At 73.0% G+C, this 21,841-nt stretch carries 24 protein-coding genes and 1 pseudogene; 7 read left to right on the top strand and 18 right to left on the bottom strand.

All coding sequences use genetic code 11. The annotated features are described in order from the left end of the window. Positions 1–56: 56 nt before the first annotated feature. Entirely contained in the window at positions 57–914 is an 858-nt protein-coding gene (locus OHS18_RS11105) for a glycoside hydrolase family protein (protein ID WP_328453322.1), read from the bottom strand. Positions 915–1,156: 242 nt separating this feature from the next. Here OHS18_RS11105 and OHS18_RS11100 point away from each other — a divergent pair, with 242 nt between their 5' ends. After that, the gene (locus OHS18_RS11100; protein ID WP_328616915.1) at positions 1,157–2,689 is read left to right on the top strand and encodes an FG-GAP-like repeat-containing protein; all 1,533 of its coding nucleotides are present in this window, start codon (positions 1,157–1,159) and stop codon (positions 2,687–2,689) included. Between the two features lie 60 nt (positions 2,690–2,749). Here the strand turns inward: OHS18_RS11100 and OHS18_RS11095 are convergent, their stop codons facing one another. Beyond that, complete coding sequence (locus OHS18_RS11095) at positions 2,750–3,166, bottom strand: nuclear transport factor 2 family protein (RefSeq protein WP_328616914.1); 417 nt, start codon at positions 3,164–3,166, stop codon at positions 2,750–2,752. Positions 3,167–3,252: 86 nt separating this feature from the next. Here OHS18_RS11095 and OHS18_RS11090 point away from each other — a divergent pair, with 86 nt between their 5' ends. Further along, positions 3,253–3,834 (top strand): TetR/AcrR family transcriptional regulator, encoded by a 582-nt coding sequence (locus OHS18_RS11090; protein WP_328453325.1) that lies wholly within the window; start codon positions 3,253–3,255, stop codon positions 3,832–3,834. A 121-nt stretch (positions 3,835–3,955) separates the two neighbouring features. Here the strand turns inward: OHS18_RS11090 and OHS18_RS11085 are convergent. The 7 genes and pseudogenes from OHS18_RS11085 to OHS18_RS11055 form a co-directional block, all read right to left on the bottom strand. Next, positions 3,956–4,264: pseudogene (locus OHS18_RS11085) on the bottom strand (ubiquinol-cytochrome c reductase iron-sulfur subunit); the annotation flags it as partial. A 102-nt stretch (positions 4,265–4,366) separates the two neighbouring features. Then, positions 4,367–5,590, bottom strand: a complete 1,224-nt coding sequence (locus tag OHS18_RS11080) for an RNA polymerase sigma factor (RefSeq protein WP_328616913.1) — start codon at positions 5,588–5,590, stop codon at positions 4,367–4,369. Further along, a complete protein-coding gene (locus tag OHS18_RS11075) occupies positions 5,587–5,940 on the bottom strand; it encodes a YciI family protein (protein WP_442874469.1) in 354 nt (117 codons plus the stop codon). The genes OHS18_RS11080 and OHS18_RS11075 overlap by 4 nt, the downstream gene beginning before the upstream one ends. Before the next feature lie 5 nt (positions 5,941–5,945). Continuing rightward, complete coding sequence (locus OHS18_RS11070; RefSeq protein WP_328616912.1) at positions 5,946–6,680, bottom strand: dihydrofolate reductase family protein; 735 nt, start codon at positions 6,678–6,680, stop codon at positions 5,946–5,948. A 144-nt stretch (positions 6,681–6,824) separates the two neighbouring features. After that, positions 6,825–7,490, bottom strand: coding sequence for a 3-oxoacid CoA-transferase subunit B (locus OHS18_RS11065; RefSeq protein ID WP_328616911.1), 666 nt, complete (start codon positions 7,488–7,490; stop codon positions 6,825–6,827). Further along, positions 7,487–8,239, bottom strand: coding sequence for a CoA transferase subunit A (locus OHS18_RS11060; protein ID WP_328616910.1), 753 nt, complete (start codon positions 8,237–8,239; stop codon positions 7,487–7,489). Before OHS18_RS11060 ends, OHS18_RS11065 begins: the two co-directional genes overlap by 4 nt. 11 nt (positions 8,240–8,250) lie before the next feature. Beyond that, positions 8,251–9,186: a hydroxymethylglutaryl-CoA lyase gene (locus OHS18_RS11055; RefSeq protein ID WP_328616909.1), complete on the bottom strand. Its 936-nt coding sequence runs from the start codon at positions 9,184–9,186 to the stop codon at positions 8,251–8,253. Positions 9,187–9,338: 152 nt separating this feature from the next. On the opposite strand from OHS18_RS11055, the gene OHS18_RS11050 reads away from it, so the two are divergent. Beyond that, positions 9,339–10,112: an IclR family transcriptional regulator gene (locus tag OHS18_RS11050; protein WP_328616908.1), complete on the top strand. Its 774-nt coding sequence runs from the start codon at positions 9,339–9,341 to the stop codon at positions 10,110–10,112. 356 nt (positions 10,113–10,468) lie between these two features. Further along, positions 10,469–11,317: an SCO6745 family protein gene (locus OHS18_RS11045; RefSeq protein WP_328616907.1), complete on the top strand. Its 849-nt coding sequence runs from the start codon at positions 10,469–10,471 to the stop codon at positions 11,315–11,317. 39 nt (positions 11,318–11,356) lie between these two features. Here the strand turns inward: OHS18_RS11045 and OHS18_RS11040 are convergent, their stop codons facing one another. The 4 genes from OHS18_RS11040 to OHS18_RS11025 form a co-directional block, all read right to left on the bottom strand. Continuing rightward, entirely contained in the window at positions 11,357–12,133 is a 777-nt protein-coding gene (locus tag OHS18_RS11040) for a hypothetical protein (protein WP_328453344.1), read from the bottom strand. Between the two features lie 104 nt (positions 12,134–12,237). Continuing rightward, on the bottom strand, positions 12,238–12,648 hold the full coding sequence (locus OHS18_RS11035; RefSeq protein ID WP_328453346.1) for a VOC family protein: 411 nt from the start codon (positions 12,646–12,648) through the stop codon (positions 12,238–12,240). Positions 12,649–12,872: 224 nt separating this feature from the next. Next, the gene (locus OHS18_RS11030) at positions 12,873–13,262 is read right to left on the bottom strand and encodes an HPF/RaiA family ribosome-associated protein (protein WP_328616906.1); all 390 of its coding nucleotides are present in this window, start codon (positions 13,260–13,262) and stop codon (positions 12,873–12,875) included. Between the two features lie 198 nt (positions 13,263–13,460). Continuing rightward, positions 13,461–14,387 carry an NADP-dependent oxidoreductase gene (locus OHS18_RS11025; protein WP_328616905.1) on the bottom strand — a complete coding sequence of 309 codons (927 nt, stop codon included), beginning with the start codon at positions 14,385–14,387 and terminating at the stop codon, positions 13,461–13,463. Positions 14,388–14,464: 77 nt separating this feature from the next. Here OHS18_RS11025 and OHS18_RS11020 point away from each other — a divergent pair, with 77 nt between their 5' ends. The 3 genes from OHS18_RS11020 to OHS18_RS11010 all read left to right on the top strand — a co-directional run bounded on the left by OHS18_RS11020 (position 14,465) and on the right by OHS18_RS11010 (position 16,395). Beyond that, positions 14,465–14,839 carry a winged helix-turn-helix transcriptional regulator gene (locus OHS18_RS11020; RefSeq protein ID WP_328453352.1) on the top strand — a complete coding sequence of 125 codons (375 nt, stop codon included), beginning with the start codon at positions 14,465–14,467 and terminating at the stop codon, positions 14,837–14,839. 151 nt (positions 14,840–14,990) lie between these two features. Next, the gene (locus OHS18_RS11015; protein ID WP_328616904.1) at positions 14,991–15,827 is read left to right on the top strand and encodes an alpha/beta fold hydrolase; all 837 of its coding nucleotides are present in this window, start codon (positions 14,991–14,993) and stop codon (positions 15,825–15,827) included. Continuing rightward, the gene (locus tag OHS18_RS11010; RefSeq protein ID WP_328453356.1) at positions 15,820–16,395 is read left to right on the top strand and encodes a TetR/AcrR family transcriptional regulator; all 576 of its coding nucleotides are present in this window, start codon (positions 15,820–15,822) and stop codon (positions 16,393–16,395) included. The genes OHS18_RS11015 and OHS18_RS11010 overlap by 8 nt, the downstream gene beginning before the upstream one ends. A gap of 15 nt (positions 16,396–16,410) precedes the next feature. On the opposite strand, the gene OHS18_RS11005 is transcribed toward OHS18_RS11010, so the two are convergent. From OHS18_RS11005 to OHS18_RS10985, 5 genes are read right to left on the bottom strand one after another with little or no spacing between them, the layout of a single operon-like run. Continuing rightward, complete coding sequence (locus OHS18_RS11005) at positions 16,411–17,853, bottom strand: sensor histidine kinase (protein ID WP_328616903.1); 1,443 nt, start codon at positions 17,851–17,853, stop codon at positions 16,411–16,413. Further along, the gene (locus tag OHS18_RS11000; RefSeq protein WP_328458894.1) at positions 17,850–18,533 is read right to left on the bottom strand and encodes a response regulator transcription factor; all 684 of its coding nucleotides are present in this window, start codon (positions 18,531–18,533) and stop codon (positions 17,850–17,852) included. The genes OHS18_RS11005 and OHS18_RS11000 overlap by 4 nt, the downstream gene beginning before the upstream one ends. Beyond that, positions 18,530–19,624 carry a streptophobe family protein gene (locus OHS18_RS10995; protein WP_328616902.1) on the bottom strand — a complete coding sequence of 365 codons (1,095 nt, stop codon included), beginning with the start codon at positions 19,622–19,624 and terminating at the stop codon, positions 18,530–18,532. The genes OHS18_RS11000 and OHS18_RS10995 overlap by 4 nt, the downstream gene beginning before the upstream one ends. Beyond that, positions 19,624–20,409, bottom strand: a complete 786-nt coding sequence (locus OHS18_RS10990) for an ABC transporter permease (RefSeq protein ID WP_328616901.1) — start codon at positions 20,407–20,409, stop codon at positions 19,624–19,626. Before OHS18_RS10990 ends, OHS18_RS10995 begins: the two co-directional genes overlap by 1 nt. Beyond that, entirely contained in the window at positions 20,406–21,317 is a 912-nt protein-coding gene (locus tag OHS18_RS10985) for an ABC transporter ATP-binding protein (protein ID WP_328616900.1), read from the bottom strand. The genes OHS18_RS10990 and OHS18_RS10985 overlap by 4 nt, the downstream gene beginning before the upstream one ends. Positions 21,318–21,841: the final 524 nt, after the last annotated feature.

The raw sequence follows: 21,841 nt of genomic DNA, 5'->3' as shown, positions 1-21,841 counted from the left end.
GCGCCCCGGCGCTGGCGAGGAGACTACGGCGTGAGCGTCTACTGAGGACAGTCCGGTCACGCCGCGCGGTAGGCGACGCCGCTCGCGTTCGGGGTGGTTCCGGTGTACAGGCCGGTCCGGGTGGTCGACGTCGACAGCGAGAACCAGGCGTAGCGCTCGACGAACGACAAGCCGTTGAGCATCGCCGTCGAGCGGCTGACGAAGTCGGCCTGCTGGGCCGGAGACGGGTAACGCGGGGTGGTGCCGGAGAAGTCGATGAGGGCGTACTCGGTGACCCAGACCGGGAGGTGGTAACGGTTGCGGACGGCTTGGACGTAGGACTGCAGCTGCCCGGCCGCCGCCGTCGAGAAGTCGCCGCCGTACCAGTGCAGCGGGATGAAGTCGACGCGGTAGCCGCGTGCTTTCGCGCCGCTCATGAACCGGTCCAGCCAGCCGCCGGCGACGTCACCGCCGTAGGCGACGGCCGGGGCGCTCAGCCGCATCCCGGTGTTCTGCAGCTGCGGCCACAGGTTCAGCGCGGTGTCGACGGACATGCTCGCCTGCCCGGCCAGGTCCGGCTCGTTGAACGCGAGCAGGGTGGTGCCGTTGGCCTTCGCCTGCGCGAGCTGGGCGGGGGTGACGGAACCACTGCCCCAGATCATCGGGACGAACTCCGTCCCGGCCGGCGCGGTGATGCCCTGCTTGTCCGAAGCCCAGGTGTAGAACCACTTCGCGCCGACGTCGCTCAGCGCCGACGTCACGCCGGAGAAAGAGGCCGCGCTGACGCCCTTCTTGGCGTTCGCCGCGGTGGCCGGCACGGCGAGACCGCCGAGCGCGGCGACGACGATCGCCGCGGTGACGAGGATCTTCCCGAGTTTCCCGGGGCGCGGCCCGGACCCCCGTCGACGACCGGACGGCTCGGCGGAATTTCGCATTTTCGCGCCCTTTCTTCGTGGGCCGGATACTCGATCTTCGCACGGTTTCCGGCGCAAGTCCCGGTGGTTGCCCCGCAAAGACCAGTGCCGGCGACGGCGGCCGGAAGTTGTCCAGACAAGTTCGGACGCGGCTGTTGACACCATGCTCGAAACTGCTCAGCCTGAAACGCACTCAGCGTGCTTCGGGACTTCTCGCGGCGGTGTCGAGCCTCGGGAAAGCCTTGTCGATTCGGGAGGTTCCCGTGTTCCGCCGTTTCCTCGCCGTCTTCGTCGTGCTCGCTTTCGGTGTCCTTCTTGCGCCCGCTGCCTCCGCCGCCGCGCTCGGGCCCGCTGTGCGGGTGATGCCGCTCGGGGACTCGATCACCTGGGGGGTGGGCAGTGCGACCACGTCGTCCTACCGGGCGCCGCTGTCCCGGTTGCTGGCCGCGCAGTCGCGGTATTCGGCGCGGTTCGTCGGGACGCAGGCGTCGGGAAGCCTGCCCGGGCCGGCCAACGAAGGCCACAGCGGGTACACGATCGACCAGCTGACGGCGGGGATCGACGGCTGGGTCGCGGTCGACCGGCCGGACGTGGTGCTGCTGCACGTCGGGATCAACGACCTGGCCCGTGGCATCGACGTCGCCCGGGCGCCCCAGCGGTTGCGGACGCTCGTCGACCGGATCTTCGCGGACCGGCCCGGTGTCGCGCTGCTGTTCCTCGGGCTGATCCCGACCACCCCGGGGTTGGAGAGCGCGACGGCGTCGTTCAACAGCGGCGTGAAGGCGATGCAGGGGAGCGAACAGCAGGCGGGGCACCGGTTTCGCTACGTCGACCCGCCGGCGTTGACGTCGGCGGAGATGGCCGACGACCTGCACCCGGACGACGCCGGCTACCAGCGGATGGCGCAGAGCCTCTACGGGCCGCTGGACCAGGCGTACACCGACGGCTGGATCGCGTCCCGCCCGGCGCTCGGCGCGGCTTCGGAGGCCGGGGGCGCGGGCAAGGTGCGCTGGGCCGACTTCGACGGTGACGGCCGGGCGGACTACCTGACGGTCGCGAGCACGGGCGCGGTGTCGGCGTACCTGAACCGGGGCGGCGACGGCCGTGGCGGCTGGTCGGTGCTGGGCCAGGTGGCGACCGGGACGACCACGGATCCCGCGCGGGTGCGGCTCGCGGACTTCGACGGCGACGGTCGCGCGGACTACCTGACGATCGCGGCGAGCGGCGCGGTGTCGGGGTACCTGAACCGCGGTGGCGACGGGCACGGTGGCTGGCTCGGTCTCGGTCAGGTGGCGACCGGGACGACGACCGACCCCGCGCGGGTCCGGTTCGCGGACGTCGACGGCGACGGCCGGACGGATTACCTGACGATCGCGGGCAACGGCGCGGTGTCGGCGTACCTGAACCGGGGTGGTGACGGCCGCGGTGGCTGGCTCGGTCTCGGTCAGGTGGCGACCGGGACGACGACCGACCCCGCCCAGGTCCGGTTCGCCGACTTCGACGGCGACGGGGCGGCCGACTACGCGGCGCTCGCCGCCTCCGGCGCGGTGTCGGCGTACCTGAACCGCGGCGGCGACGGCCGCGGTGGCTGGCTGCCCTACGGCCAGGTCGCCACCGGCCTGACGACGGCGGCCGACCGGGTCGCGTTCGCCGACTTCACCGGCGGCGGCACCGCGGACTACGTCCTGGCCGACTCCACGTCCACCGCGGCGACGGTCTACTCCTGGGAGGGCGGCGACGGCCACGGCGGCTGGACGGACCTCGGGAAGGTGGCCGGCGGCGTGGTCGTCGGCTGACGGACGGCGGGCCACCGCCGAGCCGGCCACCGGTGGGGCGCGAGGGTCCATCGCCGGCGCCTAGGCGCCGGCGACGCTGGCGAGGGTTTCGGCCAGTACCAACGGGTTGAGGTAGTCGCGGTACGAGACGACCAGGCCGTCCCTGATCCGGAGCACGGCGATGATCGTCTGGTGGAAGGGCGCGCCGGTGGGGACCACGGTGCCGTGGACGTCGTACTCGACGATCACCACCTCCGGGTCCTTGGTCTCGTGGATCACCGTGTTCCGGTACTCCTCGAACCTGACGAGACCGCTGGCCTGGGCCGTCAGGAACTCGCGGATCCGCTCGCGGCCCTCGAGGCGCCCCGGGACGCCGGCCGGGCGGTACGGCCACTCGACGTAGCCGTCCGGGGCCATCAGGCCGGCGAACGTGTCCGTGTCCATCTCGAGGCCCGCGCGCAGGACCTGCTCGACGACTTCGCGTGACGTGGCGGTCATGGCTGCTCCCAGTTCGTTGAACGCTTGTTGATTGAACGAATGTAGAACGAACTCGCCCGCTGGGTCAACAGCCGTAGAATGACCGCGTGACCGAACCGAGCGCCCGGCCGAGCAGGGCGCAGCAGCGCCGTCAGAGCGAGGAGCGGATCCTCGCCGCGGCCCGCCGGATCTTCGCCGAGCTCGGCTACGACCGGACCACGATCCGGGCCGTCGCGGCGGCCGCCGGGGTCGACGGCGGTCTGGTCATGCACTACTTCGGCAGCAAGGACCTGCTTTTCGCCCGCGCCTCCGAGATCCCCGCGGACGAGCTGCCCGGCGGCACGGCGGACGAGGTGGCCGAAGCGCTGCTCACCTCACTGGGCCGGCGCCTGAGCGACGAACCGACCGCGTCCCTGGCGGTGCTGCGCTCGATGCTCACGAACGCCGACGCCGCCGATCGCTACCGGGCCGCCGGCGAGCCGCAGCTCAACCAGCTCACCGAGGCGATCCCGACGTCCGACGCCGACCTGCGCGCGAGCCTGCTCAGCGCGATCGTCCACGGCGTGATCGCCGAGCGGTACCTGCTGCGCCTCACACACCTCGCGGACGCGTCACCGGAGCAGATCGTCGACCTGCTGCGCCCGTGCTTCCAGAGCCTGGCCACGCCGCCGCCGGAGCAGCCCCGGTAAGCCCGGCGGAGGGCGCCGGCCACGGCAGGGCGCACACCGAAATCGCCAGGGAGGCCGCGGCCACCAGCGGAACCTGTTTCACATCGGCGAATCTGCTCAGGTCCGGAGATACGCGCCGGAGTCACGCCCCGGCCGGCGGCACCAGCACCTCGACCACACCGCCGGCCTCCCGGACGACCAGGCGGGGCAGTGGCGCGGGCGTCGCCGGCAGCTGGTGGCGCAGCACCGCGCCGTCGACGGCGAACGACGTGCGGTGGCACGGGCAGTCCAGCTGCCGCGCGGGCGCATCCAGGTTCAGCCGGCAGCCCAGGTGCGTGCACGTCGCCGACACCGCCAGCACCTGCCCGCCGGACCGCCGGACGAACCCCGCCACGGCCCCGAAGTCGAACGGCAGCACCGCCCCCTCGGGCAGGTCGTGCGCCGCGGCGACGGCACGCCACTCGCCGCCGTCCGGCCGGAGCGTGGTGTCCGGGGGAGGGGACGGGGGCGCCGCGGCCGGTTCGGCGCCGGACCCAGTGCGCGTCGCGGCCGGTCACCCCAGGCGCGCGGCGCGGGTCAGGAGGTGGCGCCGCTCGGGTTCGCTGGTGGTGCGCCGGGCCGCCTCGTGGTAGCCGGCGCGGGCCGCGTCGTGGTCGCCGGCCAGCTCCAGCAGGTGGGCCCGCACGGACACGAGGTGGTGGGACGCGGCGATGCGGTCGTCGGCCGAGACGGCGTCGAGCAGGGCCAGCCCGGCCGCGGGGCCGTGCACCTCGGCCACCGCCACCGCCCGGTTGAGCGTCACCGTCGGGTTCGGTGCCACGCGCTCCAGAACCGTGTAGAGGGCCAGGATCTGCGGCCAGTCGGTGACGCCGGCGGTGGGTGCCTCGTCGTGGACGGCGGCGATGGCCGCCTGGAGCTGGTACGGGCCGATCGGGCCACGCGCCAGGGTGTCGGTCACCAGCGCGACACCCTCGTCGATGGCGGTGGTGGTCCAGAGCGTCCGGTCCTGCTCGCTCAGCGGCACCAGCGAGCCGTCCGCGGCCGTGCGGGCCGGGCGGCGGGCGTCGGTCAGCAGCAGCAGGGCCAGGAGCCCGGCCACCTCGCCGTCCCCGGGGACCAGCCGGTGCAGCTCGCGGGCCAGCCGGATGGCCTCGGCCGTCAGCTCGGCCCGCACCAGCCGTGCCCCCGACGTCGCCGTGTAGCCCTCGTTGAAGACGAGGTAGACCACCTGGAGCACGACGCCGAGCCGCTGCGCCTGCTCGGCCGGCGGCGGCAGGGCGAAGCCGGCGCCGGCCGCCTTGATGCGCTGCTTCGCCCGGCTGATGCGCTGCGCCATGGTCGCCTCGGGCACGAGGAAGGCCCGGGCGATTTCGGCGGTCGACAGGCCGCCGACGGCCCGCAGGGTCAGCGCGATCTGCGACGACGGCGTCAGCGCCGGGTGGCAGCACAGGAACAGCAGCGTGAGGGTGTCGTCGCCGGCTTCGGCGCCGGCGGGCAGCTCGCCGCCGGCGGGCGGAGGCGGCGTGCGGATCGCGTCGGCCTCCTCCCGCCGGCGGCGAGCTGCGTCGCTGCGCGCCTGGTCGGCGAGGCGCCGCGTCGCCACCGTCGTCAGCCACGCCCGGGGGCTCTCCGGCCACCCCTCGGCCGGCCACTGGGCGGTGGCCGCTACCAGGGCCTCCTGGACGGCGTCCTCGCAGGCGTCGAACCGGCCGTAGCGGCGCACCAGCGCGCCGAGCACCTCCGGGACCAGCCGCCGGACGGCCTGCCAGTCGGTCACGGCTCGATGTTCGCCTCGTGCATCAGCGGCCGGACCTCGACACCCCAGTGACGCGCCGACGGGTTGCGCGCCGCGATCTCCAGGGCCCGGTCCAGGCTGTCGCAGTCGAGGATCGTGAAGCTGCCCAGGTACTCCTTGGCCTCGGCGTAGGGGCCGTCGGTCACCACCGGCGTCCCGCCGGCGACCCGGACCATCTTGGAGTTGAGCTGGTCGGCCATCCCGTAGGCGCCGACCAGCTCCCCGGACTCGAACAGCTCCTGGTTGAGGGCGTCGGTCTCGCGGATGAGCTCGGCGAGGGCCTCCGCGCCGATCGAGGTGAAGGCTTCCTCGTTGCCGTAGATCAGCAGCATGTACTTCACAGCGCGCTCCTCTGCTCCGCCTGGGCCGGTCCGACCAGGTCACCGCTGGCGCCGCGGTCGTCCAGCACCAGTTTCGCCCGCCCGGTGACGGTATAGCGGAGGTGGGTCACTCCGGGCGAGTCGACGACCCGGGCCGGGACCAGCTCGATGCCGTCGTCCGCGCCGAGGCCGAGGCCGGCGAACAGGTGCTGGCCCTCGCCCAGCAGCACCGGGGCGATGTGCAGGTCGAACTGGTCGAGCAGCCCGGCGGTCAGCACCTGGCGCAGGAGCTCGCCGCCGCCGGCCACCGCGACGTCCTTGCCGCCGGCGGCGTCCCGGGCCAGTTCGACGGCCCGCCCGGGTCCTTCGGTGACGAAGGTGAAGGAGGTGCCGCCCTGGCGTTCGAGCACCTCCCGGGGCCGGTGGGTGACGACGAACACCGGGGCGTGGAACGGCGGCTCGTCACCCCAGGGGAACTCGCCGGCGTCGAACATGCGCCGTCCCATGACGTAGGCGCCGGCCGCCGCGAACGTCTCCTCGACGATCTCCGAGTCGACCGACCGCTCGCCGCCGGCGAAGCCCTGCCGCTCCCGCCAGGCCGCGGCGTCGACGGCCCAGCGGGTGACCCGGAAGAACCCGGGTGCCTCCGGGCCCCGCATCCAGCCGCTCATGTCCTGGGGGTTCCGGGTGTCGCGCGGTCCGGTGTAGAAGCCGTCGAGGGACACCGACATCTGGGCGGTCACCTTGGTCATCGTTGCTGCTCCGCTCGTGGGGGCGGCCCTTTTCGGCCGCCGGTGCCCTTGAGTCGGAGCCGATCGCGCGTTCTCGACACGTGCCGGTGGGAAAAATCCGGGAAGTCCCGCCGGCCGCGTGTTCGTGGCGCCCGCCGACGGACCTCAGACGCGTGACACGCTGCCCGGTGGCCGGGCCGGCGCGACCCGCAGCGGCGCGTCCGTGGCCGTGCGGACCTCGTCCTCGGTGACCCCGGGCGCCGTCTCGGCCAGGACGAGGCCTTCGGCCGTCACGTCGATGACGGCGAGGTCCGTGATGATCCGGTTCACCACGCCGAGCCCGGTGTAGGGCAGGGTGTTCTCGCGCAGGATCTTCGGGGAGCCGTCCTTGGCGGTGTGCTCCATCAGCACGATGACCCGCCGGGCGCCGTGGACGAGGTCCATCGCGCCGCCCATGCCCTTGACCATCTTGCCGGGCACGGCCCAGTTCGACAGGTCGCCGCGTTCGGAGACCTGCATCGCGCCCAGGACGGCGACGTCGAGGTGGCCGCCGCGGATGATGCCGAACGAGAGCGCGGAGTCGAAGAACGACGCGCCCGGGCGGACCGTCACGGTTTCCTTGCCGGCGTTGATCAGGTCCGGGTCGACCGCGCCGGGCGCCGGGTAGGGGCCGGTGCCGAGGATGCCGTTTTCGCTGTGCAGCACCACGTGCACGTCTTCGGGCAGGTAGCCGGGGATCAGCGTCGGCAGCCCGATGCCGAGGTTGACGTACTCGCCGTCACGCAGTTCGGCGGCCGCGCGCGCGGCCATCTGGGCCCGGGTGAGGCTCATCGCCCGACCTCCGTCACGGTCGTCTTTTCGATGCGCTTTTCGAGATCCGGCGCGTGCACGACGCGCTGGACGAACACGCCCGGCAGGTGCACTTCGGCCGGGTCGAGCTCGCCGGGTTCGACCAGCTCCTGGACCTCGGCGACGGTGATCCGGCCGGCCATCGCGCACAGCGGGTTGAAGTTCTGCGCGGACTTCTCGAACACGAGGTTGCCGTGCCGGTCGCCCTTCGCCGCCGAGACGAGCGCGAAGTCCGTGATGATGGCCTCCTCGAGAACGTGCGCGACGCCGCCGAACTCCCGGGTCTCCTTGGGGGGTGACGCGACCGCGACCGAGCCGTCGGCCGCGTAGCGCCACGGCAGTCCGCCGTCGGCGATCTGGCTGCCCACGCCCGCCGGGGTGAAGAACGCCGGGATGCCGCACCCGCCGGCGCGCAGGCGCTCGGCGAGCGTGCCCTGCGGGCAGAGCTCGACCTCGAGCTCGCCGCCGAGGTACTGGCGGGCGAACTCCTTGTTCTCCCCGACGTAGGACCCGGTGACGCGGCTGATCCGCCGGGCGGCCAGCAGGATCCCGAGCCCCCAGTCGTCGACCCCGCAGTTGTTCGACACGACACGCAGGTCGCCGACGCCCAGCTGGTACAGGGTCTCGATCAAGGTGGTCGGGATGCCGCAGAGACCGAACCCGCCGACGGCGAGCGACGCGCCCTCGGCGATCCCGGTCAAGGCCTGTTCGGCGGTGACGGCTTTGTCCATGCCTGTTCTCCTCAGGAAGTGCCGGCGAGTGCCGTGACGGTGCGGGACGGGCTGGGCCGGCCGAGGCGCTCGGCCAGCCAGACGCTGGTGTCGACCAGCTTCCGCAGGTCGACGCCGGTTTCGATGCCGAGCCCGTGCAGCTGCCAGAGCAGGTCCTCGGTGGCGAGGTTGCCGGTGGCGCTGCCCGCGAACGGGCAGCCGCCCAGGCCGCCGGCGGACGCGTCGACGAGGGTGACGCCCTTGCGCAGCGCGGTCAGGGTGTTGGCCAGCGCCTGGCCGTAGGTGTCGTGGAAGTGCACGGCGATCGAGTCGACCGGGATGGCCGCCGCGATCAGGGCGTCGAGCACGGCCGCGACCCGGCCGGGGGTGGCGACGCCGATGGTGTCGCCGAGGCTGAGCTCGGTGCACCCCAGCGCGCGCATGCGGGTGGCGACGTCCAGGACGCGCAGGACGGGAACCTCGCCCTCCCACGGGTCGCCGAAGCACATCGACAGGTAGCCGCGCACGCCGATCCCGGCCTCCCGGGCGCGGGCGACGACCGGGGCGAACATCTCGAGGGACTCGCCGACCGTGCGGTTGAGGTTGCGCCGGGAGAACGTCTCGGTGACGCTGCCGAACACCGCGATGTCACGGACGCCCAGGTCGAGCGCGCGCTCGAGGCCGCGCAGGTTCGGCACCAGCACGGGGTAGCGCACGCCGGGGGCGACGGTGATCGCCCGGAGCAGCTCGTCGGCGTCGGCGAGCTGCGGCACCCACTTCGGGTGCACGAAGCTCGTCGTCTCCACGACCGTGTGGCCCGCGTCGACCAGGCGCTCGACGAACTCGGCCTTGACCGCGACCGGCAGCACCGTGGCCTCGTTCTGCAGGCCGTCCCGGGGGCCGACCTCGCAGATGGTCACCCGGGGCGGCAGCGGGAGGCCGTCGAAAGGTGTGACGCCGAAGTCCAAGACCGCTCCTGTCGTCTGTTCAGTGAACGCCGCCGCAGTCAACGGCGGCGGGCGACAGCCCGTCAACCACCTGCTGGTCTTGCGGCCGGAAGTTCTCGGCTGGCGGGCAATCACGGCGAGAGCGTTCACTGAGTGAACGTAAGATCGGTGGCATGACCGCTCCTCCCTCGACCGTGATCGGCCGGATCGCCGCGGTCCTGCGGGCGCTGTCGGCCGCGCAGCGCGACGGCGCGTCGACCTCCGAGATCGCGCGGGCGAGCGCGCTGGCCCGCCCGACCACCCACCGGCTGCTCGTGGCGCTGGCCGACGAGGGTTACGTGGACCGGGACCAGCGCAGCGGGCAGTGGTTCCTCGGACCGGAGCTGTACCTGCTCGGCGGAGTCGCCGCGAACCGCTACGACGTCACCCGGCACGCCCGCGCCAGCGTCCACCGGCTCGCCGCCGCGACCGGCGAGAGCGCGTTCTTCTCCGCCCGCCGCGGCGAGGAAACGGTGTGCCTGCTGCGCGAGGACGGCGCGTTCCCGATCCGCTCGTTCGTGCTCTTCGAAGGCGCCCGGTTCCCGCTCGGCGTCGTCTCCGCCGGCCAGGTCGTGCTGGCCATGCTGCAGGACCGCGAAATCGACGACTACCTCGGCCGGACGGACCTCACGCCCCAGTGGGGCCCGCAGCACCGGGCGGAGGCGGTCCGCGAGCGGATCACCCGCACCCGCGAACTCGGTTACGCCGTCAACCCGGGGCTCGTCGTCGAAGGCAGCTGGGGAATGGCCGCGGCCGTGTTCGACCAGGCCGGCGAGCCCGCCTGGGCCTTGACCCTGACCGGCGTCGAGTCCCGCTTCCGCGACGACCGACGTCCCGAGCTCGGCGCTCTGCTGCTCGACGAAGCACACAGGTTGACCAAGGCCCTGCAAGCCCGGATGGGCAGCTGAACCCTTCCGCGCCGACCCTGCCGGACAGCGCCCTGTGCCCGGACCCTGATTTCTGGTGCATTCGCTGCCATGTCGAACGGGGAGTTCGCTTATGCCGCAACCGTTTCCCCGACACCGTCGGCCGGTTGTGGCGCCCGGTGAGGCGGGGGAAGCGGCTGGTTCCCCGGTCGGAACATGCTGCCCCTGTGGTCAGCCTCTCGCGGGACTCGAAGCTGTGGCGCGCCGGCGTGGTCTGGCACCCCCGGCGGTGGCCGATCGCCGGCTTTGTGCTGGTGTCGCTCGGGTTCGCGCTCGACCGGCTTCGTGGCCACCGCTGGACGGCCCACGCCGTACCGACCGGATGGTATGTTGGCCGCGTGATCGAAGCGGCGCGGCAGACCTGGCGATTCCTCGAGCCCTACCACGGAATGATCTACTTCGCCCCGGAAGCGGCGGCCGCCTACGAGGAACTCGGGCTCACCGGGCGTGCCGGGTACTTCGCGTCGAGGTCGGCGGCGCTCGGCGCGGTGCCGGCGCCGGTCGTGGTCGCGACCTTCTACAACTTCAACCCCGTCCTCGTCCGGGAGTCGATCACCACCGCCTGGTCCACCACCGACCCGGCCGCCGTCCTCGCCGCGCGCTACGCCGCGGCCGACCGGGCCCTGCGCGCCGTGCTGGGTGACGCGATCACCTCGCCCGAGATGCGCCGGGCCGCCACTCTCCTGCGCGAGGCCGCCGAGGCCGTCGCCGGCGACGTCACCGGCCGGCCGCTCTTCGCCGCCCATGCGGCCCTGCCGTGGCCCACCGAGCCGCATCTCGTTCTGTGGCACGCACAAACCCTGCTTCGGGAGTACCGCGGCGACGCGCACATCGCCGCCCTGCTGACGGCCGGTCTGCGCGGCATCGAAGCCCTCGTCACCCACGCCGCTTCCGGCGCGGTCCCCGCCGAAACCCTGCGTACCTCCCGATCGTGGTCCGAAGAGGACTGGAACCGGGCCGTCACCGGCCTCCGCGAGCGGGACTGGCTCACCGGCGACGCCGACCTGACGTTCACGCCCACCGGCACGGCCCGCCGAGCGGAAATCGAGACGGCGACCGACGAGAACAGCGTGATTCCCTACGCGCACATCGGCGAGTCCGCCTGCGCGGAACTGCAGACACTGGTCCGCCCGTACAGCCGCGCGCTCGCGAAGGAACTCATGCCCTGGGCCCTCGCGAGGCAGTAGCGGGACGTCGTAGCGCAGCGGCCGCCGAAACCGCGGTCGTCAGCTGCACCAGCCGGTGAACGAGTGATCCGCCTTGTAGCGGAGGTTCACCGTCCGGGTGTTGGCCGGGAGCCGGATCGGGCCCGGCCGGTCCGGGTCGAACGCGAAGCCGCCGCCGACGAACGTCGCGCGGGACTTGGCCGGGTCGGCGGGGCTGTCGCCGATCGCCCAGATCTCGATCGCGGTGACCTTGCGGCCGAAGTGGGCGGCGACGAACAAGCTGCCCTTGCCGTTGCACGGGATCGAGACGTAGTCGTCGTCGGCGGCGGGAGTCAGCACGGCAAGACCTTCTTCCGTTGTCGTGGGCCGGGGTTCGGGGTCGACGCCGGGCCAGTGGTCGGCGACCGACGAGAGGTCGTAGCCCGGCGCGACGTCGCCTCGGTACTGCTTGGCGACCGCGCCGGCCGGGATCGCGGGATCGCCGTCGAACCGGGCGATCCAGTAGTGCGGCTCGGCGACTCCCGCCGCGCGGAAGGCGGCGCGCACGGCCGGCCAGGTGGACGCGTTGCAGTAGACCGTCGGATCGGCTCCGGCGGCGCGGCGCAGCCGCACCCAGCCGGGGGCCTGCTCGGGCCGGGCGTCACCGGGCTCGACGTCGAGCACGTGCCCGGCGTTCGTCGTCGCCTTCTTGACGATCTCGACCTTCACCGCGTCCGGGAACCGGGCCCAGTCGGCGTCGGTCCAGGGCTCGAGCCTGATCTTGTCGATGTAGCCGGCGACCATGGCCGCGGTGAGCGGGATGTGCGTCGCCGTCACGGCGTCGTACATGGTGCGCATGTGCCCTCCGTCCGGGAGTTCCGCGCCGGTCTTCGTCGGCGGGAAGCCCGGCTGGGGCCACGGTTACAGAGCGCGTCGACAATCCGTCGACACCGGGATCGGGCTCAGCGCAGTTCCTGGATGCGGATCAGGTTGCCGGCGGGATCGCGGAAGGCACTGTCGCGGACGCCGTACGGCTGCTCGATCGGCTCCTGGACGACCTCGGCGCCCGCGGCCTGCACCTTCTCGAAGGTGGCATCGAGGTCGGGGGTGGCGAGCATGATCCAGCCGAAGGTGCCCTTCGCCATCATCTCGGTGATGGTGCGGCGCTCGACGTCGGTGATGCCGGGGTCGGCGCCCGGGGGTGCCAGGAGGAGGGACGTGCCGGGCTGCCCGGGCGGGCCGACCGCGATCCAGCGCATCGTGCCCTTCCCGACGTCGCTGCGGACCTCGAAGCCGAGGACGTCGCGGTAGAACGCCAGCGAGGCGTCCGGGTCGTCGTGGGGGAGGACCGTCGTGTGGATGGTGATGTCCATGGCGGTCACGCTAGCCGCGATCCCGCGTACCCGGACGGCGACGGGCCGCCGGCTCCCGGAGGGGAACCGGCGGCCCGGGTGCCGGACGGGGTGAGCTCCTGCCCGTCGGCGAACCGTCATGCCGGCCGTGGTGCCCGGGCTCGCCGGGGAAGGCGCCGCCGCGGGGCCGGGATCACCTCGCCGGCGGCAGGTCTTCACCGCCGTGCCCGGGGGCTTGGCCCTGATCAGGCCCTCGGCTCGGCCTCGATGGCGCCGACCTGGTCCGGGTCCTCCGGGGCGGGCATGTGGCGGATGCTGTCGCTGCCCTTGTGGTCGTGGGCGCGGGTGTACTGGGTGTCCAGCACCCGGCCCAGCTTGTGCGCCGCGCCGGCGTAGGCGTCGTCCACGGTCGCCGCGTGGTGGGTGACCGCGACCGGCTGCTTGCCGCCCGGCCGGGCCTCGATCACGCACTTCTTGTCCTCCGGCTTGCTGCCTCCGTCTTCGCTGAGGTGCACCTCCACCCGGGTCAACCAGCCGCCGAACCGGGAGAGGGCGTTCTCCAGGTCGGTCGTCACATAGGTGGCCAGTCCTTCGCCACCGTGGATGTTGTGGTCGGTGTTGACCTGGATCTGCACGAGCACCCTCCAAAGCGGGACAGCGATGAACTCCTGCAGTACCACCGGGGCGGCCGGCTCAAACCCGGTGCCGCACCGCCGCGCGTGTTTTCCGCCGCGCTGATTCTCGTCCGAAGGCCGGGAGCGGCGAGGGACGCGGTGAGGCGATGGAGCGCGACGACGGGGACGAGCCGACGGCAACGCACTCGAGCACGCGGATCACACGGTGAGGACGAGCTTGCCCCGCAGGTGGCCGCGCTCGAGCAGCCGGTGGGCGTCGGCGACGCGCTCGAACGGGAACGTCTCCTGCACGTGGACCCGGAGCTTGCCCTGCTCGACGAGGTCGGCGAGCCCGCGCAGGGCAACGGGGTCGGGGTCGACCCCGATCCCGCTGAAGCGCCGGCCGGCCGCCTCGAACTCGGCGGCGAGCTCCGCGTCCTCCTCGGCGACCGCCGTCACCAGGTGGCCTCCCGGGCGGAGCACAGCCAGCGACCGCCCGGCGGTGTCACCGCCGATCGTGTCGAGCACGACGTCGATGTCGCGGACCGCCTCGGCGAAGTCGACCGCCGTGTAGTCGATCACCTCGTCGGCGCCGAATCCTTCGACGAACTCCCGTTTGCCCGTACTGGCCGTCGCGATCACGTGCGCGCCGAGCGCTTTCGCGAGCTGGATCGCGACGTGGCCGACCCCGCCGCCACCGCCGTGGATCAGGACGCGGTCGCCCGCGGTCACGCCGGCGATGTCGACGAGGCCCTGCCACGCCGTCAGCCCGACTACCGGTAGCGCCGACGCCTCGACGTGCGACAGCGACGCCGGTTTGCGGGTCAGGTGCAGTGCCGGCGCCGACACGAATTCGGCGTACGCGTTGGCCGCCCGGGGGAACATCGGCATGCCGAACACTTCGTCGCCGGGCCGGAACCGCCACGTCTGCGCCTCTTCGACCACACCGCTGATGTCCCAGCCGAGGGTGAACGGCGGCCGGCCGAGCAGCGGGAATTCGCCGGCGCGCAGGCGCGCTTCGAGCGGGTTCAGCCCGATCGCCTTGACCCGGACGAGCACTTCGGTCGGGATCGCCCGGGGTGCGGGCGCGTCCACGACGGTGAGTACCTCGGGACCGCCGAGCTTCTGCTGGGTGATGACTCGCATGATTCTCCTGGCTCTCTTTCTCGGGCGACAAACCCAGGCTAGGTTTCCCATGGGAACCGCCAGGTACCTTTGGTTCCATGAGCGGTTTCGGTTCCGGCGATCTCTTTCTCGCCGACTGCCCGGCGCGGCTGGCGCTCGACCTGATCGCCGACAAGTGGACGGCGGTCGTGCTCTACGGCCTCAGCCAGGGCCCGGTGCGCCACGGCGAGCTGGTCGCGCTGATCGGCGGCATCTCCCGCAAGGTGCTCACCCAGACCCTCCGGCGGCTCGAGGCACACGGACTGATCCGCCGCCACGCCTACGCCGAGGTGCCGCCCCGCGTCGAGTACGAGCTCACCTCGCTCGGAGCGACGCTGATCGAGCCGATCCACGTGCTGACCGAGTGGGCGAGGGCGAACGGCGAGGCCGTGCTCGACGCACTCGACGCCGAGCCGGTCGCCCAGGGCGACTGAGGCCCTGGGGCACCGGACAGCGACGGTCGTTGTCCTGGCTCGGCCTCGCGCAGCACTACCAGTCGTGAAACCCGGCGGACCGGTTGTTGACACCGTTGGCTAACGCCACTAGCTTAAAGCTATCGAAGTTAGCCAACGCGGGGAGAACGTCATGACCGAGCACCTGAGCATCGCCGGCAACACCATCGCCTACGACCTGACGGGGGAGGGGCCGCTCGTCGTGCTGGCGCACGGCATCGGCGACAGCCGCCACTCCTACCGGTTCCTCGCCCCGGCCCTGGCCGCGGCGGGGTACCGGGTCGCGAACGTCGACATCCGCGGGTGCGGTGACTCCGGCCTCGGCTGGGACGGCTACAGCCGCACCGACATCGCCGGTGACCTGGTCGCCCTCGTCCGGCACCTCGGCGGGCCGGCCGTGCTCGTCGGGCAGTCGATCAGCGGGGGCGCCGCGACCATCGCGGCCGCCGTCGCGCCCGAGCTGATCGCCGGGGTCGTCGAGCTGGCGCCGTTCACCCGCGCGCAGTCGTTCGACCTCGGCGGGCTGCTGCGGGTGAAGCGCTTCCGCGCCGGCTACACCCAGATGGCGCAGGTCATCATGCGGGGCAAGGTGGCGAACTGGAAGAAGTACCTCGACGTCGCGCTGCCGGTCAAACCCGCCGACTGGGACGCCGAACTGGCCCGCATCGAGGCGAAGCTGAGCGAGCCGGGCCGCATGGAAGCATTGCGGGCCATGTGCAAGACCAGCCCGGCCGACGCCGGGAAGCAGCTGCCGAACCTCCGGTGCCCGGTCCTGATCGTCGAGGGCAGCCTCGACCCGGACTGGGCCGACCCGCGCGCCGAGGGCGAGAAGATCCTCGCCGACCTGCCGCGGGGTCTCGGGGAACTGGTGGTCGTCGACGGCGCCGGGCACTACCCGCACGTCCAGACGCCCGAGCGGGTCGCCGAGCTGACCCTGCCCTTCCTGGACCGGACGCTCGCCCGTGCCTAGGGCCGGGCTGACCCCGGCGGCGGTCACCGAAGGCGGCGCCGCGCTGGTCGACGAGGTCGGGTTCGCGCAGCTCAGCATGGGCCTGCTCGCCGAGCGGCTCGGGGTCCGGACACCGTCGCTCTACAAGCACGTCAGCAGCCAGGCCGAGCTCGCCCACCGCATCGCCGTCCAGGCCATGACCGAGGTCTCCGCCGCCATCCGCGACGCGACCCAGGGCCGGTCCGGCAGCGAAGCCCTCGCCGCCGGCGCGCAAGCGATGCGCGGTTACGTCAAGGCGCACCCCGGCCGGTACGCGGCGGCCAACGCGGCTCGCGCGACCGGACCCGGCGACCCGCTCGTCGCCGCGGGCGACCAGGTGCTCGCGTCCTGGGCGGCGATGCTGCACGGGTACCGGATCGACCCCGCCCAGGAGGTCCACGCGTTGCGGCTGGTGCGCACCGTCCTGCACGGGTTCGCCACCCTGGAGGAAGCGAGCGGGTTCCAGATCGCCGTCGACGTGGACGCCACCTTCACCTGGATGATCGACTTCGTCGACCGCGGCCTGCGGGCCTTGGGCGACACGCCCTGAGGTCACCGCCGGCGCTCACGGCAGCGGCAGTGTGAGCCGGAAACACGCGCCTTCACCCACGGCGGTCTCCAGCTCGACGTCGCCGCCGTGGGCCCGGGCCAGGGAGCGCGCGATCGCCAGGCCGAGGCCGGCGTCGGCGCCGCCCGAACGGGTGCGGGCCCGGTCGGCGCGGTAGAAGCGGTCGAAGACGCGGCCCGCCTGCGCGGCGGTCAGGCCCGGGCCCTGGTCCGCGACTTCGAGCACCGCCCGGCCGCCGGCCGTGCCGACGCCGATGCGGACCGCGGTGCCCGGCGGGGTGTGGGCGGCGGCGTTGCCCACCAGATTGGTGACGACCTGCCGCAGCCGCGCCTCGTCGGCGTGGACCGGTGCCGGGCCGGGCAAGCCGGTGCCGCCCGGTCCGGTGAGCTCGACCGGCCGGGACGGGTCGAGGGCGCGCAGGTCGTGCCGGGCGTCGCCGGCGAGGGTGCGCAGGTCCATCGGCGCCCGGTCGAGCTGCCCTTCGGGCGCGTCGTCGAGCTGGGCGAGCAGGAGCAGGTCCTCGGTGAGGGCGGTGAGCCGGGTGGCGTCGCGGTCGATGCGGCTCATCACCTCGTCGACGTCGGCCCGTCCCGGCGGCGCCCCCATCCGGTAGAGCTCGGTGGAACCCTTGATGCCGAACAGCGGCGTGCGCAGCTCGTGGCTGACGTCGGAGACGAACTCGCGCATCCGGGCTTCGGACGCGGACCGGTCGGCGAAGGCCCGTTCGAGCTGGCCGAGCATCGTGTTGAGCGAGGCCGCGAGGTGCCCGATCTCCGTCCCGGGCGACGCGAGGACGGGCACACGGCGAGTGAGGTCGCCTTCGGCGATCGCGGCCGCCGTGTGCTCGATCCGGCGCAGCGGCCGCAGCCCCCGGCCGAGGGCGAACCAGCCGACCGCGGTCAGCAGGACCAGCAGCACGGCGCCGCCGATCAGGCTGCTCGAGCGGAGCTGGGCGATCGTGGCGTCGGCTTCGGCGCGCGGCGCGGCCGCGAGCACCGTCCCGTTCCAGCCGACGGTCGGCCGGGCGACGGCGCGCCAGCGTCCCGAGCCGTCGGCGGCCGGCAGATCCACCGCGGTCCCGTCGGCGGGCACGGCGCGCAGCGCGCTGCCGGCCGGCAGCGCGGCGGTGTCGAGGCGGGTGGAGTGGATGCCGCCCGCGACCGAGCCGTCGGCGTCCAGGTACACCAGGTACGGCGTGCCGAACAGGTCGAGGGCGGGATCGAGGAGTTCGGGCCGCGCGTTCGTGTTCTCGAGCCCCGGCGGCCCGGCGGCCGGCACCCGCGAGATCAGCCCGGTCAGGGAGCCCAGCTGACCGTCGAGGCGGTCGAGCTGGTAGCGCTCCACGTGGTCGGAGACGACCGCGCCGATCAGGCCCAGCCCGGCCAGCAGCAGCCCGGCGGTGAGCAGCAACAGCCTGGCCCGCAACGAAAGCCGCTTCACCGCCGGGGCTCCCGCAGCACGTAGCCCACGCCGTGCACGGTGTGGATCAGCTTGGGCTCCCCGGTGTCGGCTTTCCGGCGCAGGTAAGAGATGTAGGTGTCGACGATGCTGGCGTCGCCGCCGAAGTCGTAGCGCCACACGCGGTCGAGGATCTGCGCCTTCGACACCACGCGCCCGGCGTTTTCCATCAGGTAGTGCAGCAGCCGGAACTCGGTGGCGGAGACGCGCACGGGCCGCCCGTCCCGCGTCACCTGGTGCCCCTCGACGTCGAGGGCGAGGGCGCCCACCGTCAGCACGCCGGCGAGCTGACCGGTGGTCCGGCGGAGGATCGCGCGGATCCGCGCGATCAGCTCCGCCAGGTCGAACGGTTTGGTCACGTAGTCGTCGGCGCCGAGGGACAGGCCGGTGACCTTGTCGGCCTGGCGGTCGCGCGCGGTGAGGAACAGGACGGGCACCGGGGCGTGCCGCTCGCGCAGCCGCCGGACGACCTCGAAGCCGTCCATGTCCGGCAGCATGACGTCGAGCAGCACCAGGTCGGGCGGCTGCGCGGTGGCCGCGGCGACGGCTTCGCCCGCCGTCGCCGCGGAGGTCACCTCGAAACCGGCGAACCGCAGCGCGGCGGAGAGCAGCTCGCGGACGGTGGCTTCGTCGTCGACCACCAGCAGCCGCCCGGACGTCATCGCTTCCATGCCCGCGAGGATACGGAGATCGCGCCGGCGAGCAGGCCGCTCGCGAACCCCGCCACCGCGCCGGCCGCCAGCGCGAGCAGAGGATTCGCGGACAGCCTCCCGTCGAGGACCGGGATCGACAACCCGAACGCCGTGACGCCGAGGTCGACGGAAACCCGGGACAGCAGCGTCACGACCGCCAGCGCACCACCCGTCACCGCGGCGAACACCCCGGCGCGGCGTAACAAGCCACCGGAGCCGGACCGCGTGGCGACGACGACGGTGCAGGCCGTCAGCACCACCACCGGCACCCAGATCCAGGCGCCACCCGGCTCGATCCCGTGGACAGCACAGGAAAGCACGCCGCCGGATGTCACCGTCCACGGCACGCCGAGCCCGAGCACCAGCGCGCCGGACACCGCCTGCGGCAGGGCGAGCAGGACGACTCCGGCCGCACCCGCGCCGCCGAACACCCCCGCGACGAGCACGCTGCAGGCGGTGAGCACCCCGAATACCATTGCGGCCACACGCAATCCCGGCACGACGGCCGGGAACCGCCCGGCGAGCGCGCACGACCCGGCGACCACGAGCGCCCAGACCGCCGCGGCCGCCACCGACGGCAGGAAGGCCGCGGAGAACCCGGCGTCGACCGCTCCGCCGAACCGTGACGCCGCGCCCGTGCCCGCTCCGCACACCGACCCACCGCCCGAATCGCCCGGCATCCGAAGAGCCAGATTTCCCTTTGACATCAGGGAGATCGCGGCCAGACCGACCACAACGGCGACGGCCGCGCTCGTGGCACGGACGGCCAGCCCGTCCCGGCCGTGCCGCAGCAGCAGAGCCCCGAGCACCACCGCGCCCGCCAGGGAGACGCCCAGCGGCAGGACGTCGACGGCGCCGTGCACGGCGATCGGCAGCGGGCCGGACGGGGTCGCGACGACGTCCGCCGAGCCGCCCACGGCCAGTGCGACGACCGTCGCCGTCAGCGCCGTGAGGTCGCCGAACCGCCCGGCGCCGAGCAGCAGCAGGGCGGCCAGCGCGATGGCCGCCATGACGAGCAGGGCGGCGGCCGCCGCGCCCAGGCCCCGGCGGACGTCCCGCATCAGACGTCCCGGCGCCGGAAGACGGCGAACGCGACGGCCAGCACCGCGGCGACGCCGAGACACAGCCCGCCGAGGTTCAGCCACGGGTGCGGGAACCCGGGATCGGGCACCGTCTTGAGGACCTCGGCCGCGCCCAGCGTCGGCCAGTAGCGGAAGAGACCTTGGAGCCACCCCGGGAACGCCCCCGCGATCCCGGGGATCAGGAAGACGATGCCCACCAGGGTGGCGAACGCGCCCGCCGTGGCCCGGGCGAGCACGCCGAGACCGACCGCGAGCAACGCGATCGCCGTCAGGTAGACGCCGCCGCCGGTCACCGCGGAGAGCACGCCGGGATCGCCGAGGCCCGCGTTCGGTGCGTCCTGCAGGGCGAAGACGGCCTGGCCGAGGAAGAAGGCGGCGAACATCAGCGCCTGGCCGGCCACGAGGGCGACCGCCGCGGCCACCACCACCTTGGCCACCAGCGTCCGGTGCCGGCGCGGGGCCGCGATGAGCGACGTCTGCATCAGCCCGGTCGCGAACTCCGCGGTGACGACCAGGATGCCGAGTACCCCGACGACCAGCTGGGCGACGACGTACGACATCAGGCTGCGCCCGGCCGGGTCCCAAGCCTGCTGGTCCGCGAGCGTCGCGCTCGCGTACCCCTTGCCGGCGGCGTTCGCGGTCAGGGCGGTGATGCCGAGCCCGGCCACGAACAGGCACGCCAGGGTGAACCAGGTGGAGCGCAGGCTGCGGAGCTTGATCCATTCCGCATGAACGGTGCGGACGGTGTGGGTGAACGCGCTCATCCGGCGACCCCCTGGTACTCGACGCTGTCCTTGGTCAGTTCCATGAAGGCGTCCTCCAGCGAGGCGCGCTGCGGGGTGAGCTCACCGAGCGCGACGCCGTGGTAGGCGGCGAGCTTGCCGATCTCCGTGCTCGACAGGCCGGAGACGACGAGTGAGGACTCGAGGCCGTCCCGCACCGTGGCGCCGGCGGCGGTGAGCCGCAGCGCGAAACCCGGGTCGGGCGTGCGGACGAGCACGGTGCCCGCACCGCTCGCGCGCATCAGCTCCCCGACGCCGGTGTCGGCGATGAGCCGGCCGCGGCCGATGACGACCAGGTGGTCGGCGGTCTGCGCCATCTCGCTCATGAGGTGGCTGGACACCAGCACCGCGCGGCCGTCGCGGGCGAGGGACCGCATGAAGTCCCGGATCCAGCGGATCCCTTCGGGGTCGAGGCCGTTGACCGGCTCGTCGAAGATCAGCACCCGCGGGTCGCCGAGCAGGGCCGCCGCGATGCCGAGGCGCTGCCGCATGCCGAGGGAGAACCCGCCGGCCCGCTTGCCGGCGACGTCCTCCAGCCCGGTCTGCGCGAGCACCTCGCCGACCCGGCGCCGGGGCAGGCCGTTGCTCACGGCGAGGGCCAGCAGGTGGTCGTGGGCCTTCCGGCCGCCGTGGACGGCCCCGGCGTCGAGCAGCGCGCCCACTTCGGTGAGCGGCACGGGAAGGTCCCGGTGGCGGCGGCCGCCGATGGTGGCCGAGCCCCGGGTCGGTGCCGCCAGGCCCAGGATCATCTTCATGGTCGTGGACTTGCCGGCGCCGTTCGGCCCGAGGAACCCGGTCACCTGCCCGGGTTCGACGGTGAACGAGAGGTCGTCCACCACGGTGTCGGGCCCGTACCGCTTGGTCAGGCCCCGTACGTCGATCGTGGTCATGGGGTGAGCGTGACCGGCCGATCCGACCGGTTCCTGAGTGCTTCTGGGAGAACTCTGTGAATCCGGCGTCCACGGTGGAGCCCGCGCCGCGCGTCCACAAGGAATCGAAACGCTCGGGGGCTCGGTGTGGCGGCGCGGTGAAGGCCCGGGTGCCGCGGACTGACCCCTCGTGGTCTCCGCCTATTCGGAGGGTCGGGAAGCCTCTTCACCGACATCCACCGCGTCGAATTGTTCGATGTCGTACGGAATCCGGAGGACGACCGTCCGGCGAACGCACACGGCGTGGTGCCCGGCACCGGTTTCGCGACCCGGAGGGACGGCGGTCTGCACCCGTCCGAGGTCACGATTGACCACGTCGACCGGGCCTCGGTCACACTCCGTGCCCGATCGGGCGATACCGGTTACTCAACCGCAACCTACGTGTCATGCCCGGGATCTGGTTTTGTACCGTTCACTCCGGGTAAATTGATTCCGGAGGAAACCCACGGTGGTGTTCTCACCATCGGCGAACAGCTCAACGAACG

Source organism: Amycolatopsis sp. NBC_00355 (assembly GCF_036104975.1).
Lineage (GTDB): Bacteria > Actinomycetota > Actinomycetes > Mycobacteriales > Pseudonocardiaceae > Amycolatopsis.
The sequence above is the reverse complement of the archived record's forward strand: the minus strand, read 5'-3'. Positions and strand labels throughout refer to the sequence as shown.